This window comes from Pseudomonas sp. GL-B-19 (assembly GCF_019956415.1).
Taxonomy (GTDB): Bacteria; Pseudomonadota; Gammaproteobacteria; order Pseudomonadales; family Pseudomonadaceae; genus Aquipseudomonas.
On the sequence record NZ_JAHBDK010000019.1, the window covers coordinates 77,686 to 93,110 of the forward strand.

10 protein-coding genes are annotated in these 15,425 nt (G+C 54.0%); all 10 read right to left on the reverse strand.

Going from position 1 to position 15,425, the window contains the following annotated elements:
- Positions 1-50: 50 nt before the first annotated feature.
- The 10 genes from KGB06_RS06455 to tssI all read right to left on the reverse strand — a co-directional run bounded on the left by KGB06_RS06455 (position 51) and on the right by tssI (position 15,381).
- Entirely contained in the window at positions 51-467 is a 417-nt protein-coding gene (locus tag KGB06_RS06455) for a DUF6896 domain-containing protein (protein ID WP_223512853.1), read from the reverse strand.
- Positions 464-5,134 (reverse strand): RHS repeat-associated core domain-containing protein, encoded by a 4,671-nt coding sequence (locus KGB06_RS06460; RefSeq protein WP_223512856.1) that lies wholly within the window; start codon positions 5,132-5,134, stop codon positions 464-466. The genes KGB06_RS06455 and KGB06_RS06460 overlap by 4 nt, the downstream gene beginning before the upstream one ends.
- The gene (locus tag KGB06_RS06465; RefSeq protein ID WP_223512858.1) at positions 5,134-5,871 is read right to left on the reverse strand and encodes a DUF4123 domain-containing protein; all 738 of its coding nucleotides are present in this window, start codon (positions 5,869-5,871) and stop codon (positions 5,134-5,136) included. The genes KGB06_RS06460 and KGB06_RS06465 overlap by 1 nt, the downstream gene beginning before the upstream one ends.
- Before the next feature lie 24 nt (positions 5,872-5,895).
- Complete coding sequence (locus tag KGB06_RS06470) at positions 5,896-6,390, reverse strand: hypothetical protein (RefSeq protein WP_223512860.1); 495 nt, start codon at positions 6,388-6,390, stop codon at positions 5,896-5,898.
- Between the two features lie 651 nt (positions 6,391-7,041).
- Complete coding sequence (locus KGB06_RS30055; RefSeq protein ID WP_223512978.1) at positions 7,042-7,242, reverse strand: CPCC family cysteine-rich protein; 201 nt, start codon at positions 7,240-7,242, stop codon at positions 7,042-7,044.
- Between the two features lie 120 nt (positions 7,243-7,362).
- Complete coding sequence (locus KGB06_RS06480; protein WP_223512862.1) at positions 7,363-7,569, reverse strand: hypothetical protein; 207 nt, start codon at positions 7,567-7,569, stop codon at positions 7,363-7,365.
- 81 nt (positions 7,570-7,650) lie between these two features.
- Positions 7,651-7,956 (reverse strand): hypothetical protein, encoded by a 306-nt coding sequence (locus KGB06_RS06485; protein ID WP_223512864.1) that lies wholly within the window; start codon positions 7,954-7,956, stop codon positions 7,651-7,653.
- The gene (locus KGB06_RS06490) at positions 7,957-12,612 is read right to left on the reverse strand and encodes an RHS repeat-associated core domain-containing protein (protein WP_223512865.1); all 4,656 of its coding nucleotides are present in this window, start codon (positions 12,610-12,612) and stop codon (positions 7,957-7,959) included. It abuts the gene before it with no gap.
- Positions 12,612-13,394 (reverse strand): DUF4123 domain-containing protein, encoded by a 783-nt coding sequence (locus KGB06_RS06495; RefSeq protein ID WP_263288188.1) that lies wholly within the window; start codon positions 13,392-13,394, stop codon positions 12,612-12,614. Before KGB06_RS06495 ends, KGB06_RS06490 begins: the two co-directional genes overlap by 1 nt.
- A complete protein-coding gene (gene tssI, locus KGB06_RS06500; RefSeq protein ID WP_223512866.1) occupies positions 13,339-15,381 on the reverse strand; it encodes a type VI secretion system tip protein TssI/VgrG in 2,043 nt (680 codons plus the stop codon). The genes KGB06_RS06495 and tssI overlap by 56 nt, the downstream gene beginning before the upstream one ends.
- Between the last annotated feature and the right edge of the window lie 44 nt (positions 15,382-15,425).

The window sequence follows — 15,425 nt, forward strand, 5'->3', positions numbered from 1 at the left end:
TTACGTTACTAATTAAATCGAGTGTCCCCTTTATTTCTAGTTGTAGGGAGCTATTGGTTATGCTCGAAAAAATATAGATCTGAATTGGAGTTGCTAATTTTTTTGATTTTTTTCATCTGTGCGTATTGGCTAAGTTCTGCTTCAACTAGTTTTAGGTCCGTGTATTTTTGGTGTTTGTCTGGGAATTCACATGCGTAATTGTACAGCCGCCATGCGTCAAACCCATCTGTTCTTTCGTTAGGGCCGTAGTCAAAATCTATACAGAATTCTGGGTATTCGATCATGCAACCTTTGCCATGAAGTTGGTAACTTATACCGGGGCTTAATTCTCCGCGTTGTTCGATTTTTTTTTCACGCCATAACGCTAGGAGAGATCTCGAGCCGAATTGCCTTTCGAGTAAAACTAGCGAGTCCTCTACAGCGGTTAAAAAATCGAAAATTAATGACTCAAGCTCTTTGTTTTTCATCTTCTAGGACGCTCCAGTCTGTCATTGCCAACATTTTTTGCAGAATCTAACACGTCATCAAGGGTTGCGTAGTTTTTGTTTCCGTAAGCTTTTAAGTCTTTGACTAAATTTATGCTTACCGGTGTGTGGGTGCGCCGTGCAGCTGCCGCTCGATGGTGTCCATCTACTATGTAATAGTTACCTTCGTGTTCAACGACGTCGATTGGTTTTTCTTTATTGAAGCCGTTACTACGCATGTCATTTGCGAGGTTTTCAACTCGTTTAGTCGATCCTTTGCCTTCAATGCTATGCGTGCGATTAAGTAGGTTGGGGTCCACATCATGCAAGACTACTGGGATTTTAGGACTGCCCTCATCTACTTTTGCCTTTTCTTCCGAGCGCTCTTGGGCTTTCTCTGGCTTACCTCCATCAGATCCAGGACACCCATTCAACCCCAACGGATCCACCCACCCCGTAGGGTTAGGCACGTACTGGTAGTTATTCAACCCACCCGCAAGCTTGATCGGATCCGGCGTCAGAAACCGCCCGGTCCCCGGATTGTAGTAGCGATGCCGGTTGTAGTGTAAGCCCGTCTCCGCATCGAAGTACTGCCCCTGAAACCGCAACGGGTTGTCAATTTCGGCAACATCGAGTGCAGCGAGATTGCCATAAGCGCGATATTTCGCCGACCACATGATCTCGCCGCTGTAGTCCGTGAGCTCCTGCGGCGTACCGAGATGATCGAGCTGATAGTAAAACGGCGTCGCCTTCAGTGGGCCTTCGCCATCCAGCATCACCAGCGGACGGAAACTACCCGGTTCATAAACGTAAGTGCGATAGCGGTTGTCAGCGCTTTCGGCGACGAGGCGTTCGCCTTGCCACAAAAATTCGGTGGTGCTGCCGTCGACGGTTTTTTCGATGCGTCGGCCGAAGGCGTCGTACTTATAGGACGCGACGCTACCCCCGGGCAGGCTGGCACCGATCAAACGGTGCTGGCAGTCGTAGCGGTAATCGGTGACGAGTTTCTGCCCGGTGCCGCGACGTTCGCGGGTCAGGTTGCCGTAGGCGTCGTAGTCGTAGTGGCGGTCGCCCTGCATCAGCAAGCGGTTGCCTTTGACGTTGGCCAGGTTCGCGGCGGGTTGATCGCCTTGGCCCAGCAAGTTGCCGGCCGGGTCGTGGGCGAAGCTTTCCGGGGTGCTACCACGGACGTTGATCAGGCGGTCGAGCGGGTCGTAGTGGTAGCTGCGATTGCCTTTGCGGCTGTCGTCGATGCTAGTGAGGTTGCCATTGGCGGCGTAAGCGTAGCGACGGTGGAAGAGGTTTCGATCTTTTTGGCTGACACTGTGTGCTTGCAGACGGCCTTGTTCGTCGTACTGGTATTGGCTGAGCAGCAGGCCTTGTTGGCGTTTTTGCTCCAGACCAGCGTTGAACTGGTGGGCGGTCAAGCGAGAGCCGTTGAGGTCGATACTGCTCAGTTGACCGCCGCGCTGATGGTGGTAATCGAGCTTGCTGCCGTCCGGGAGGCGGCAGTGTTTCAGTTGACCGACGGTGTCGTACTGGTAGCGGAGGGTGCCCCAGCCTTGATGTTCCGTGATCAGGCGGTCTTGCAGATCGTATTCATACGCCAGCGGCCAGTTGCCGTCATCGACGTTGACCAAGCGCCCGAAGGCGTCGTAGCTGTAGTGAATTTCTTCGCCATCGGCCAGGGTTTTGACCAGTAAGCGCCCAGCAGCGTCGCGCTGATATTCGGTAACCAGTTCGCTGCCATCGTCGCCGAACTCGGTTTTCTTCAGCAGTTGGCCGTTGAGGTCGTATTCATAGGCGGTGCGACGGCCATCGAAACCGGTCTCCTGCTGGATCAGGCCGTTGGCGTGGTAGTCGAGGTGGTAGTGCTCGCCACGTTCGTTCTCGATTTCTGTCAGCAGCAATCTCGAGTTGTCGTAGCGATAACGCAACTGGCTGCCGTCCGGATTGATCCGGCGGCTGACCAGGTGCAGACCATCGGCGTATTCGTAACGCGTCACACGGCCCAGCTCATCGCGCTCTGCGGTAACGCGGCCGTACGGGTTGTAAGTGAACGCACGGCTGGCGCCACCGGGCAGGGTGACTTGCGTCAGGCGGCTGACTGCATCCCATTGGTAGTGGGTGATCGCGCCGGTTTCTTCCTGACGGGTGATCTGCCGGCCCAAGGCGTCGTAACGGTATTTGCGTTGACCGCCGTCAGGCAGGCTTTCTTCCAGCAGTTGTCCGAGGTTGTTCCAGCCCAGTTGATGGCGGCTGCCATCGGGATGACGGATTTCCAGCAAGCGGCCTTGGCGGTCGTAGCTGTAGAAGGTGGCGTTGCCGTGCGGATCAATCTGCTGGGTTATGTCGCCTTGATTGTTGCGCTGATACTTCCACGTGGCTTTGCCGCGATGGACATCGCTCACGAACCCATTGCTGTATTCGTACGTGACCGGTTCGTCTTCCGGAGGAATGACCGCCGTCATCAAGCCGTCTTCGTCGTACCGGTATTCGGTCACGGCGCCCAGCGGATCTTTTTCTGCGATCAACTGGCCCTTGTCGTCGTAGGCCTTGTGGTGTTCCGCGCCATCGGGGTCTATCTTGCTGATCAACCGCGCTTTATCGTCGTGGGTATAAACCTCTTCGCTGCCATCGGCGTTAGTAACCGTGACGCTACCTTTATCGTCCCAGACGTAGTGTGCTTCCATCTGCGAGAAACTCGCCCAGTGATGGACGCAACGCGCGAGCTTGCCTTCGTTCTCCCATTCCCAGAAGAAACTGGCGCCACCCGCCAATTGCCGTTCGAGAATCACGTGCTGATCGTTGTAGCGATAGTGCTCGGCTTCACCGGCCGCGTTCTTCGCTTCAATCAGGCGATGCTGCGCGTCATAGCTGTACGTGACCAGCGTCTGGACGGTGTTCCAGGCATCTTCCAGAGTGTCCGCCGGAAGGAACTGCTGATAGTCGACGGCGACAATGTGCTTTCGGTCGTAGCGCAGGAGGAGGGCGCGACCGGCACCGTTATCGAGGCGTTTGATTCGCCCGTGAATATCACGGGTGATGTGCAACCGGTTGCCATAGCTGTCGCTGACGGCGATGAGGGTTGCGCCTTTGCTGTTGTAACGGAAGTGGTAGAAGGAAGGGCGACTGCCTGCCTGTGCCAGAACCAGTTCCGAAGGATCGTCGCCGATAAAAATCGCTGCGCGCGACAGGCTGTTGGTGATAGCGGGGCGTTGCTGGCTCGGAAGTGGAAACGGCGTGGCACGGTTTTCGTGGTCGGTCCAGATGACTTCATCACCGTTGATCTCAACACGGTGCGCCAGCGCATGGCTCCAGCCGTATCCCAGGCCACAATCGATTTCCACGGCACTGGTTCGGTACAGGCGCGTCCACTCAAAGGGCAGCAGGCCGTCGAGTTGACCATCGGTCAGCGTCAACAGCTCTTCACCAGTGACCATCGAAACGGGGCACTTGTCTGTGCAGGTTTTCGCGGCGGGTTCAGCGCTTTTGTCGGCGGGTGTCGTGGCTTGCCTGGAGACATCATCGCCGGTTTTGCCCTTGCCCAATTTCGCGTTTTTCTTCCCGTCAAAACGCAACTGGGCCAAGCCATTCTTCATTTGTGCCGTCACACCACGGGCCGCAACGGCCGTGTATTTCGTGACGTATTCCATGAAGCCTTTGATGATCTTGAACACCGACTCCACAAAGCCAGTGACTGCCTTGATGATGATTTCGCCGTACTTCTTCAACCGCGCGGCGAGGTAGATGACGCCGGTACCTTCCGCGGCGATGGTCAGCACGATCGAGATGACGATGTCGATGGCGATACCCACGACCGCCGCTGTGGTCATTTTTGCCACATCGCCAGCCATCTTCATCGGTGGCAGGCCTGCCAGCCAGATGATGGCGCTGCGCACCATCAGGAACAGCGCGGCCTCGTCGCTGGCCAGCAACATGGCCTTTTTCATGACGTCGGGTGCTTGTTTGGCGAGGTCGATCAGTTTTTGGGTGCCTGCACCGAGGTCCTTCGCAAACTTGCCCGGGTCTTGCAGGATGTCAAGCACCAGACTGATGCCATCCCAGACCCCTTTGATCGCTTCCCAGCCTCCTTCAAGGATGCCGTTGCCGACAGCCATGGCGGTGCCGGAGGCTGACACGTTGGACCATTGAGGTTTGAAGCCCGCCCATTCCTTGCGCAGGAAGCCTTCCAGGTCGGCGGTCAGACCGCCATAGGAACTGAACAGCGTATCAATCTGCGCCGGTGTCACTTCATTGTGAACGCGGATCTTGTAGAACTTGCCCGGAACACCTTCTGTCCAGGCTGCTTTGCCTTGAGCATCCAGTTTGACTTTGCTGACCGCGCCGCCTTCCACTGCCACGATTTCGACTTCGATGTCACCCAGTGGGATGTCGTAGACCGATTCGAATTTACTCTCGATCAGCAGTGGCCCTTTTAGTGGGCACTGCGCGACGTTCGAGGTGAAGTCGCCGTCAGTCACGCTGACTGATGTACTGGTGTTGCCCACCTTGATCACTCGTTCCATGCCGAGCAGGGAGGGCAGGTCTGCTGCGCGGCTGCCTTTATCGGCGATCTTCGCGTACCAGGTTTTGGTTTGTTCCTGGTACAGCTTCAGACTGTCCTTGAACGTACTCAGTTGGTTGTCAACGTAGGCAACGCGATCCATCAGCCTTGCTCCAGAATCAGGTGGTTTAACAGTGCTTCATTCAGGTTTTTCGGAGCATCCGGCCGGCGCACGAAACGGGCGATTTTCAGCTTCAGGTTGCTCTCGGGATAAGCGGTGTAGATGTCTGGACGTTCCGTCTCCAGCCATTGCATCAGGTTGCCGATCAGCGTTAACGGATTCTTCTTGGCCAGGCCATCCAGCAACCCCTTTGGCACCTCCCACCAAGGCCAATCCTTCGCCTTCGGCACCGCCCTCGGCCCAACCTCCAGCCGCTTCCCATTAATCAGATACCGATCAAACACCGGCAGCACTTCCCCCGCCGCATCGCCGAGTCCTTCCAGAATCGGGTAGATATGCCGCCCATCCCAAAACCGGAAAAACACCTCGGTCCCATCGGGCATGCGCACTTGGGTCAGGCTGCGAAGGTGTTCGAACACCACCTCCGGCATGCTGGTTGAAACCGCCAGCCAACCCCAGTCCTGCGCGTCTGTTTCGGCAATCCACGGTAGAAAACCGGAGTTGGGCTTCAACTCGGTGAGGTAAGGCATTACCTGTTGCCAACTCGCGTAGGGAGTTCCGCCCCAGATCGGGGTGGCCTGGGTGGTGGGGTCATTCTGGTAAAGCGTCTTCAGCGCATCGGCATCGCTGGCTGCGCTGACGATCAGATACAGGTGTTCGCCCGTTTGCAGCGGGATCTCGGATAACCAGGCCTGAGGGGAAATGCTTTCAGATGTCACAACTGTCGTCCTTGATGAGTGAATCTAAAAACTCATATCAGCTTCAATATTTTCTTCGTAAGTCGAGAGCAGCGTTTCAACGCTTTTGTTTCCGGAGTATTTCTCCTTCAGCTGCTGATCTGTACCTTTGCAATATTTGTTTATATTGCTGATGGCACGATCGAGATTCCCCGGGTCGGCAGGGTCCGGTTCAGGAATGTCGCCACGCAGCGAGTCACAGTTGTCTCTACTTTTGATGTAGCTGGAGACGTCTGTCGGTACGGAGCTTTGTCGTTCCGTTTCGCAAGATTGATAGGTTAGCTCTACGTCGTACCCGAGACTTAAATACAAATGACCATTCAAGCGTCCATTTTTTCTTGAGTAAAGATGAACGCCTTCTTGGCTTAAGCATGTGCTGATTGTTGTTGCTTGCCCCTTGACTTCAACTGCTGACACACCGTGTTCGCTTACATTTTTACCCACCACGGCTATGCCGATGAAAGGCTCTTTGTATTGAATGTCGAGCCCGTAGATGTGCATGTCGGCTTCGTTGAGCAAATCGGTTACGTCACCCGGTTGCTGTTTTTCCCCATTTGATTTTGTTGATTTGCAGCAAGCGACGACTCCGTTGGCTTTAGGGAACTGGACTGAGATGGAATCGTGGCTCGAAATTTCCTGAGTGGTATATAAATAAGCCTTTCCATCTGGAGTGCTTCAAACGAATCCAAATTCTGCGTTCTCAGCAAGCGCTGATGTGGAAAGTACGGTTAAAATTATGAGCAGAACTTGTTTGGTGTTCATCGGTTGGCCCGTGTGGAAGGGGTAAAATAGGTTCTATTAGTTTTATGTGAACTTATAGGGCGAAGGAAAAATGAGAAATCGGTGACGAGTGTTTTTGCTGTAAGTGATGAATTATTTTCCTGTTTTTTTATTTTTTTATAGGTGTCCATTGAAATAAGCAACGGATTTCGGGTTTCAGTAGTATCACGATTTGCGAGATTACTGCAGGCTCAGTATTTTGTGGCTGCGTGGTCGTGCCGTTGCGGTCGGGCGTTGGGGGAACAGGTGTAAGCGTATTTTAGGACTAAAAAACCGTGAAAATAAACCCGTCCCCTTTGTGTTCATCTTTTGATTTTTATTCAGGAGGTTTTTTGGGCGTGTGGAAATACATTTGTTGCTTTGCTGTGATTCTTAAATGGCCCATTTGTCTAAAGGCAATACGTTCATATTTTTTGAGAATGTCTCTTTCGCTTCTCCGAGTGTCATATGGTTCCGGTCGCTGTATTGTTCAGGATCAATTACTCCGTTGTCTTCCCATTTGCACAGATCACAAATTTCGTAGTTTACTCTCGACGATAATGTGCGGTAACTGCAGCAAGGACAAGCTTCCATTGGTTCGATGAGTCCCAATACTTAATGCTTGCCGAATCCCATTTTTTTCATTTGGCTAGATAAATACAAATTTGTAACGCTCTTGTATTGTGAGTGCAAAGCAATCAATAACAACTCGTCCTAAAGAGGATTCTGTACGTCACTTGGCGGTTCGTCGTTTGAGATAAGTAGATGTTGCATTTCTTTTGAAAGCAAGGAGAACACTTCGTCGCTGTCATCAATCCCCCGCCAATTCAGTAGCAGTGATTCACGCGCATCATTGTTGAGAGCAGCTAAAGCTTTTTGGCTCAGCTTGTAAACTGCATCGGATCGAGAGGTTTTTTGCATGTTAAAGTACTTTTGCTAAATCAATTGCTGAATTCGTATAAAAATATGTCTGTTTCCTTTCTTTGTCTTTCTTGGTTGTTTTTATATTTCTATTTTGATTAGAGCATTGGATATTACCTGTTGTAGTTCTTTCCAGTTTTTTGCTTTTTCGCTGAAAATTGGTTGCTCCCAATCATGGGATTTAATTAGTGAGACTTTGAAAGTGCCATCTTCGCAGAACTCCGGATACCAGCCGATATCAATGAGTTGATCATGGGGGAAAACAGCTTGGAATAGATCCTCCTTTAAATCATCAATAATTATTGATATATCAATATCTTGATTTAGGTGGGATATGTCATCAAATGTGATTCTTCCGCCAAGTTCAATTATTTTTTTCGTGTTCATTTAATTTTTCTTCATTTTTGTGAGTTTTTTAAATGCATCTTCGGAAATAGGATGGCCATGAATAGTGTTCGCACTTAGCTCAACCCTCATGAATCGCGTTTCCTTACCGTCGTTAGCGCCAATGGTTTTCCCCATGTCAATGACTTTCCACGGCTTTCCATTGTTGACGTCTTGGCCATTCTTGAAAGCGTGACGCTCAAGTGCCTCGATATCTGTTCCTGGTAAATACTTCGCTGCCCCTCCATTCGCCGTTGATTTGACAACATTTGGCCACGGCGCCTTGGGGGCGACGTGCTTGTTACCGTGATTCGTCCATTGAACATCAGGTGCTCCAGATGTCCCCTCATTAACCTTGGTATTACTCGCTGGATCCTCAACAGATCCAGGTTTGCAATTCACTCCTCCCGGACAATTGCTATTCAATCCCAACGGATCCACCCACCCCGTAGGGTTAGGCACGTACTGGTAGTTGTTCAACCCACCCGCAAGCTTGATCGGATCTGGCGTCAGAAACCGCCCGGTCCCCGGATTGTAGTAGCGATGCCGGTTGTAGTGTAAGCCCGTCTCAGCATCGAAGTACTGTCCCTGGAATCGCAGTGGATTGTCGACTTCGGCGACGTCCAGTGCCGCGAGGTTGCCATAGGCGCGGTATTTAGCCGACCACATGATCTCACCGCTATAGTCGGTGAGTTCTTGAGGTGTGCCCAAGTGGTCGAGTTGATAGTAGAACGGCGTCGCTTTCAGCGGGCCTTCGCCATCGAGCATGGCCAATGGGCGGAAGCTGCCTGGTTCGTAGACGTAAGTGCGATAGCGGTTGTCGGCGCTTTCCGCAATCAGGCGTTCGCCTTGCCACATAAACTCGGTGGTTTGACCATCGACGGTCTTGGCGATACGACGGCCGAAGGCGTCGTACTTGTAACTAGCGATGCTGCCGCCGGGCAGGCTGGCGCCGATAAGGCGATGCTGGCAGTCGTAGCGATACTCGGTAACGAGTTTCTGCCCGGTGCCGCGGCGCTCGCGGCTCAGATTGCCGTGAGCGTCGTAGTCATAGTGACGGTCGCCCTGCATCAGCAGGCGGTTACCTTTGACGTTGGCCAGGTTTGCGGCTTGCTGATCACCTTGGCCGAGCAGGTTGCCCGCCGGGTCGTGGGCGAAGCTTTCCGGGGTGGTGCCACGGACGTTGATCAGGCGGTCGAGCGGGTCGTAGTAGTAATTGAGGTTACCTTTGCGGCTGTCGTCGATGCCGGCAAGGTTGCCATTCGCGTTGTAGGCATAGCGGCGGCGGAACAGGTTTCGCTCTTGTTGGCTGACGGTATGCGCCTGCAATCGGCCTTGGTCATCGTATTGATATTGGCTGAGGAGCAGGCCTTGTTGGCGCTGTTGTTCGCGGCCGGCGCTGAATTGGTGAGTCGTCAGGCGCGAACCGTTGAGGTCGATGCTGCTCAGACGGCCACCAGGTTGGTGGCGGTAGTCGAGCTTGCTGCCGTCAGGAAAGCGGCAGTGGCTCAGATTGCCTTGTTTGTCGTACTCATAGCGCAGCGTTCCCCAACCTTGGTGTTCCGTGATGAGGCGGTCTTGCAGGTCATACTCGTAGGCGAGGGGCCAGTTGCCGTCATCGACGTTTACGAGACGACCGCGGACATCGTAGCTGTAGTGAATTTCTTCACTGTCAGGCAGGGTTTTTACCAGCAGGCGGCCTGCTGAATCGCGTTGGTATTCAGTGACTAACTCGCTGCCGTCGTCCCCAAATTCTGTTTTCTTTAGTAGTTGGCCGTTGAGGTCATATTCGTAGGTGGTACGTCGGCCATCGAACCCGGTTTCTTGCTGGATCAGACCGTTAGCGTAGTAGTCGAGGTGATACTGCTCGCCACGTTCATTTTCGATATCGCTGAGCAACAGGCGTGAGTTGTCATAGCGGTAGCGCAGTTGGCTACCATCAGGGTTAATGCGGCGGCTGACCAGATGCAGGCCATCGGCGTATTCATAGCGGGTAACGCGACCCAACTCATCGCGTTCAGCGGTGACACGACCGTATGGATTGTAGGTGAACGCACGAGTCGCACCGCCCGGCAGAGTGATTTGTGCGAGACGATTGGCGGTATCCCATTGGTACTGGGTAACCCTCCCGCTCTCGTCCTGGCGGGTGATCTGTCTGCCCAGTGCGTCGTAGCGATACTTGCGCTGACCGCCGTCCGGCAGTTGCTCTTCGATCAACTCGCCCAGATTGTTCCAGCCCAGATTATGGCGACCGCCGTCGGGGTGACGGATTTGCAGTAAACGGCCTTGTCCGTCGTAGCTGTACTGAGTGACGTTACCGTCAGGATCTGTTTGTTGGGTGATGTCACCTTGGATATTTCGCTGGTATCTCCAGATCGATTCCTCACGCCGGACGACTGTTACAAAACCGTTGCTGTATTCGTATTGCGTCGGTGCGTCTTCTGGTGGGATGACCGCTTCCAGGCGTCCTGCTTCGTCGTACTGAAACTCTGTAATCGCTCCCAGCGGGTCTTTCTCGGCAATCAACCGACCTTTGTCGTCGTATGCTTTGAGATGTTCGGCACCGTCTGGCTCGACTTTGCTGATCAGTCGGGCTTGATTGTCGTGAGTGTAGATTTCTTCACTGTCGTCGGCATTGGTAACGGTGACGCTACCCTTGTCATCCCAAACGTAACGGGCATCCATCTGCGAAAAGTTCGCCCAGTGATGGACGCAACGTGAAGATTTGCCCTCGTTTTCCCATTCCCAAAAGAAACTGGCGCCACCGGCCAGTTGTCTTTCGAGGATGACGTGCTTTTCATCGTAGGCGTATCGCTCGCTCTCACCGGCGGCATTCTTCGCTTCAACCAAGTGATGTTGTTCGTCGTAGCGATAACTAACTAATGTCTGGATGGTGCTCCATGCATCTTCCAGATTGTCTGCCGGGCTGAACTGCTGGTAATCGATGCCAACTATATGTTTGCGGTCGTAACGCAACAGCAAGGCACGACCGGAACCGTTGTCCACACGCTTGATACGCCCATGAATGTCACGAGTGATGTGCAGGCGGTTGCCGTATTTGCCGCTGATAGCAATTAGCGTGGCGCCCTTGATGTTGTAGCGGAAGTGATAGAACAGCGTTTGATCGCCAGACTGGGACAGAATCAGTTCAGATGGATCGTCACCGATGTAAATCGTTGCTTTGGACAAGCTATTGGTGATGGCTGGGCGTTGTTCGCTCGGGAGGGGAAAGGTCGTTACGCGGTTTTCATGATCCGTCCAGACAACCTCGTCGTTGTTTATCTCCACTCGCTGCGCGAGTGCATGACTCCAGCCATAGCCCAAACCGCAATCGATTTCCGCAGCACTGGTGCGATAAAGTCGAGTCCATTCAAATGGAAGGAGGCCATTGAGTTGACCATCGGTGAGTGTGAGTAACTCTTCGCCGGTGACCATCGAAACCGGGCAGCCGTTTACGCAGGTTTCACGGGTGCACGCGACATTTTTGTCATCGTGGTTGGTAGATTGCTTGGAATTGTCGTCCAAATGTTCCGAGGTATGTACTTTAGCGTGGTCCTGCCTGCCCCAACCAATCTTGACCTTGCCTTTTTCAAAGGCCCCAACCGCTGCACGGGCGGCCACCTTCTTGTATTTATCGATAGCCTCCATAAAGGCTTTCAGGATATTGAAGACGGACTTGATGAAGCCGGTGACGGCTTCAAGAATTCTTGCGCCGTAGTTCGCCAGACGCACGCCCAAATAGGCAATACCTGAGCCTGCAACCGCATACGTCAGCACCAGGGCCAGCACGAGGTCGATGAGGATGGTTACCAGAATGCTGGAAGCCTGCTTAGAGAACTCACCCGCAACCACGCTAGGCGGTAACTCAATAAGCCAGATAGCTGCAGTTTTCAGCAGTAAAAATAAGGCCGCCTGATCACTCGCCAGCAGCATGAGTCTTTCCATGGCCGCCGGTGTTTCTTTCGCGAGTTTGATCAGGTCAGTGGCACTTTGACCTAGCTCTTCTGCATATTTTTGAGGGTCCTTCAGAATCTCGAATATGCGTTTCAAGCCATCAAACGCGCCTTTGATAGCTTCCCATGTACCAATGGCAGAGCCATTGAGCTGCGCAAGGTAAATTGTCGATAAGGTCTGGGTGGGCCATAGCGGCCTATAGTTTTTCCACTCAGCTTCCAGCCATGTTTGCAGTTGCTGGGTCAAGCCGTCGTAGGAGTCGAAAAGTGCGGTGACCTGTTCTTTGATTACCTTGCTCTGGACGCGAACGTAATATTTTTTTCCCGGCGTCCCTTTGTAAACGCCTTTACCTTCCTCATTCAGCAAGACAGGAACGGCCTCACCACCGTCTACCGGGGTCACTTCGACAGTGATATTGCCAACCGGAACGTCATGAAGTGATACGAATTTGCTTTCGATCAGTAGCAAGCGGTTTGCCGGACATTCCGCGACAGTAGACGAAAACTCGTTATCGCCTGTGCTGACTGTCGTGCTTGCACTACCGAGCTTAACGGTCCTGTTCATTCCAAATAAGGCTGGTCTGTCAAAGAACTGAGGACCTTTATCCACCCACTGGGCGAAATTGCTTTCGGTCAGTTCACGATAAAGTTTCAGACTGTCCTTGAAGGTGGTCAGTTGGTTGTCAACAAAGGCAACGCGATCCATCAGCCTTGCTCCAGAATCAGGTGGTTTAACAGTGCTTCGTTAAGATTTTTCGGAGCATCGGGCCGGCGCACGAAGCGTGCGATTTTCAACTTCAGATTGCTCTCGGGATAAGCGGCGTAGATGTCTGGACGTTCCTCTCCCAGCCATTGCATCAAGTTGCCGATCAGGGTTGACGAGTTCTGCTTGGCGAGCCCATCCAACAATCCCTTCGGCACTTCCCACCAAGGCCAATCCTTCGCCTTCGGCACCACCCTTGGCCCAACCTCCAACCGCTTCCCATTAATCAAATACCGATCAAACACCGGCAGCACTTCCCCCGCCGCATCGCTGAGTCCTTCCAGAATCGGGTAGATATGCCGCCCATCCCAGAACCGGAAAAACACCTCGGTCCCATCGGGCATGCGCACTTGGGTCAGGCTGCGAAGGTGTTCGAACACCACCTCCGGCATGCTGGTTGAAATCGCCAGCCAACCCCAGTCCTGCGCGTCTGTTTCGGCAATCCACGGTAGAAAACCGGAGTTGGATTTCAGCTCGACGAGGTAGGGCATGACCTGTTGCCAGCTCGCGTAGGGGGTTCCGCCCCAGATAGGAGTTGCCTGGGTTGTTGGTTCAGTTTGATAAAGCGACTTGAGCGCATCGGCATCGCTAGCGGCGCTGACGATCAGATAAAGACGTTCATTGGTCTGCAACGGTCGTTCAGCCAACCACGCCTGAGGAGTCAAAAGATCAGCTCGCACAAACACCTGCCTTGCATTTTTCGCACTCTTCACAAAACGGCGCATTACGTTTCAGCGTATTGACCTGCGCCGGCGTCAATACCGCACCAGCCTTGTCCGCATCCGCCTGCTTCAACACGCCCGGCAGCAACGGTGCCGCCCCGGTCCCGCTACCCGGACTACCCCCGGAGTTCATGTTGATCACCGGCCCGCTCAACGTCACACCGCTGGCATCGATCTTGATAAAACTACCGCCACCCTTGAGCGTCAGTTCGCTCCCCGCTTCAAGCACGACCTTCATGCCGCTGCTCAGGTGGATTTCCTGGCCCGCTTCGATGAACTGCCCAGTACCGATCTTGATGTGCTGATTCACGCCCACCGTCAGATGGTCATCCGCTTGGGCTTCGACTCTGCGATCTGCATACACCGTGTGGTGTTCTTCGGCCTTGAATTCGCTGTAGCTGTTTTGCTCGACGGTGTCGTGGCGTTCGTTGCCGACGCGGATTTTCTGGTCGTGTTCGACGTTTTCGTCCCAATCGCGCTGGGCATGCAGGAAGATTTGTTCCTGGCCTTTTTTGTCTTCGATGCGCAGTTCGTTGAAGCCGCCGCCACCTGGTGAACTCAGAGTCTTGAAGGTGCTGCGGGTCTTGTGCGCCGGCAGTTCATACGGGACGACGTTTTCCTTGTGGTACAGGCAGCCGCTGATCAGCGGTTGGTCGGGGTCGCCTTCGAGGAAGGTGACGAGTACTTCCATGCCGATGCGCGGGATGGCGATGCCGCCGTAGTGGGCGCCGGCCCAGGCGGAGGAAACGCGCAACCAGCAACTGGTTTTGTCGTCAGCCTGGCCTTCGCGGTCCCAATGGAATTGCACTTTGACGCGACCGTATTCGTCGCAGTGGATCTCTTCCCCTTTGGGGCCGGTGACCACGGCGCTTTGGCTGCCGAGGATCCGTGGCTTGGGATGATGCAGCGGCGGGCGATTGGGCACGTCCCACGGAGTGGCCTGGAAGCGGTTGCGGTAGCCCTGTTGGAAGTCGTCTTTCAGGTTGGTTGTGCTGCTGGTGACCGACTCTTCCAGCACTTGCGGCTGCTTGCCTTCGTGGATGATTTCGGTCAGTAGCCACAGGTCGTTCCATTTGGCTTTCGGGTGTTGGGTCAGGGCCAGGAAGTGGCCGCTGACCAGTATCGGCTGATCGCTTTTGCCTTCGGCGAGCTGGAAGTCGCTGCGGTGACGTTCGAGGGCGCGTTTGGCCAGGTGCTTGCCGCGTTCGCGGTCGAGGAAGCGACCGGGGTAGTCGTAGTCTTCGAGGTCGGGCTGGGCGTCGCCACGGTTTTCGCTTTCGAGGGTGATGCGCGGTTTTTCGAAGTCGTAGTCGCGGCGGGTGGTGCGGCTGGTGCGGGTTTCCAGGCGCAGGTCAAAGCGCTTGATCACCGGGTGGTTGGCGACCATGCCGGAGTCTTGCTGATAGGCCACGGGGGCGAGTTTCGGGAACACCGTCTGGTCATCGCCAAACACCAGTTTGTGGGCCGTGGCGTTGTGCTGGAAGTGGTAATGGATACCTTCTTCCTCGCACAGGCGCTGGATGAACTGCAGGTCCGATTCGTCGTATTGAACGCAGTAGATGCGCTCGGGATAGATCGCCCCGACGTTGAAGGCGTAGGCGTTGCTTTGAATGCCGTGCTCTTCGAGGACCTTGCCGATGATTTTCGGCACGCTGAGGTTCTGGAAGATGCGCTGGTTGATGCGATGCGTGAGGTACGACAGTTGCGGGCGCAGGGTCACCGCGTAGCGGGTCAGGCGTTTGCCGGAATCACCCTGGGCGGCGCGGTAGATCTGGCCATGAATGCCGCTGCCGTCAGGCGAGAGCTGCAAAAAGGCCGGTTTGTGCAGCAGGGTTTCGAGGTCCAGGGACGGCTGTTCACTGACCAGTTCCACCTCAAACACGAACGGTTGGCTGATCGCCTCCCGACCTTGCAAGGACAGCACCTGTAAATCGTTGGATAGGCCTTCGATGGTCAGGGCAAAGTGAGTCTGATTGGCCGGCGCGAACATCCCTTGTTCCTCGTGCAGTGCAGCGGCGTTCGCCAATAGCCGAA

Coding starts and splice junctions, on each gene's coding strand:
- KGB06_RS06455 (WP_223512853.1), bottom strand. CDS start 467: ATGAAAAACAAAGAGCTTGAGTCATTAATTTTCGATTTTTTAACCGCT.
- KGB06_RS06460 (WP_223512856.1), bottom strand. CDS start 5,134: ATGGATCGCGTTGCCTACGTTGACAACCAACTGAGTACGTTCAAGGAC.
- KGB06_RS06470 (WP_223512860.1), bottom strand. CDS start 6,390: ATGCACATCTACGGGCTCGACATTCAATACAAAGAGCCTTTCATCGGC.
- KGB06_RS30055 (WP_223512978.1), bottom strand. CDS start 7,242: ATGGAAGCTTGTCCTTGCTGCAGTTACCGCACATTATCGTCGAGAGTA.
- KGB06_RS06480 (WP_223512862.1), bottom strand. CDS start 7,569: ATGCAAAAAACCTCTCGATCCGATGCAGTTTACAAGCTGAGCCAAAAA.
- KGB06_RS06485 (WP_223512864.1), bottom strand. CDS start 7,956: ATGAACACGAAAAAAATAATTGAACTTGGCGGAAGAATCACATTTGAT.
- KGB06_RS06490 (WP_223512865.1), bottom strand. CDS start 12,612: ATGGATCGCGTTGCCTTTGTTGACAACCAACTGACCACCTTCAAGGAC.
- KGB06_RS06495 (WP_263288188.1), bottom strand. CDS start 13,394: ATGCGCCGTTTTGTGAAGAGTGCGAAAAATGCAAGGCAGGTGTTTGTG.
- tssI (WP_223512866.1), bottom strand. CDS start 15,381: ATGTTCGCGCCGGCCAATCAGACTCACTTTGCCCTGACCATCGAAGGC.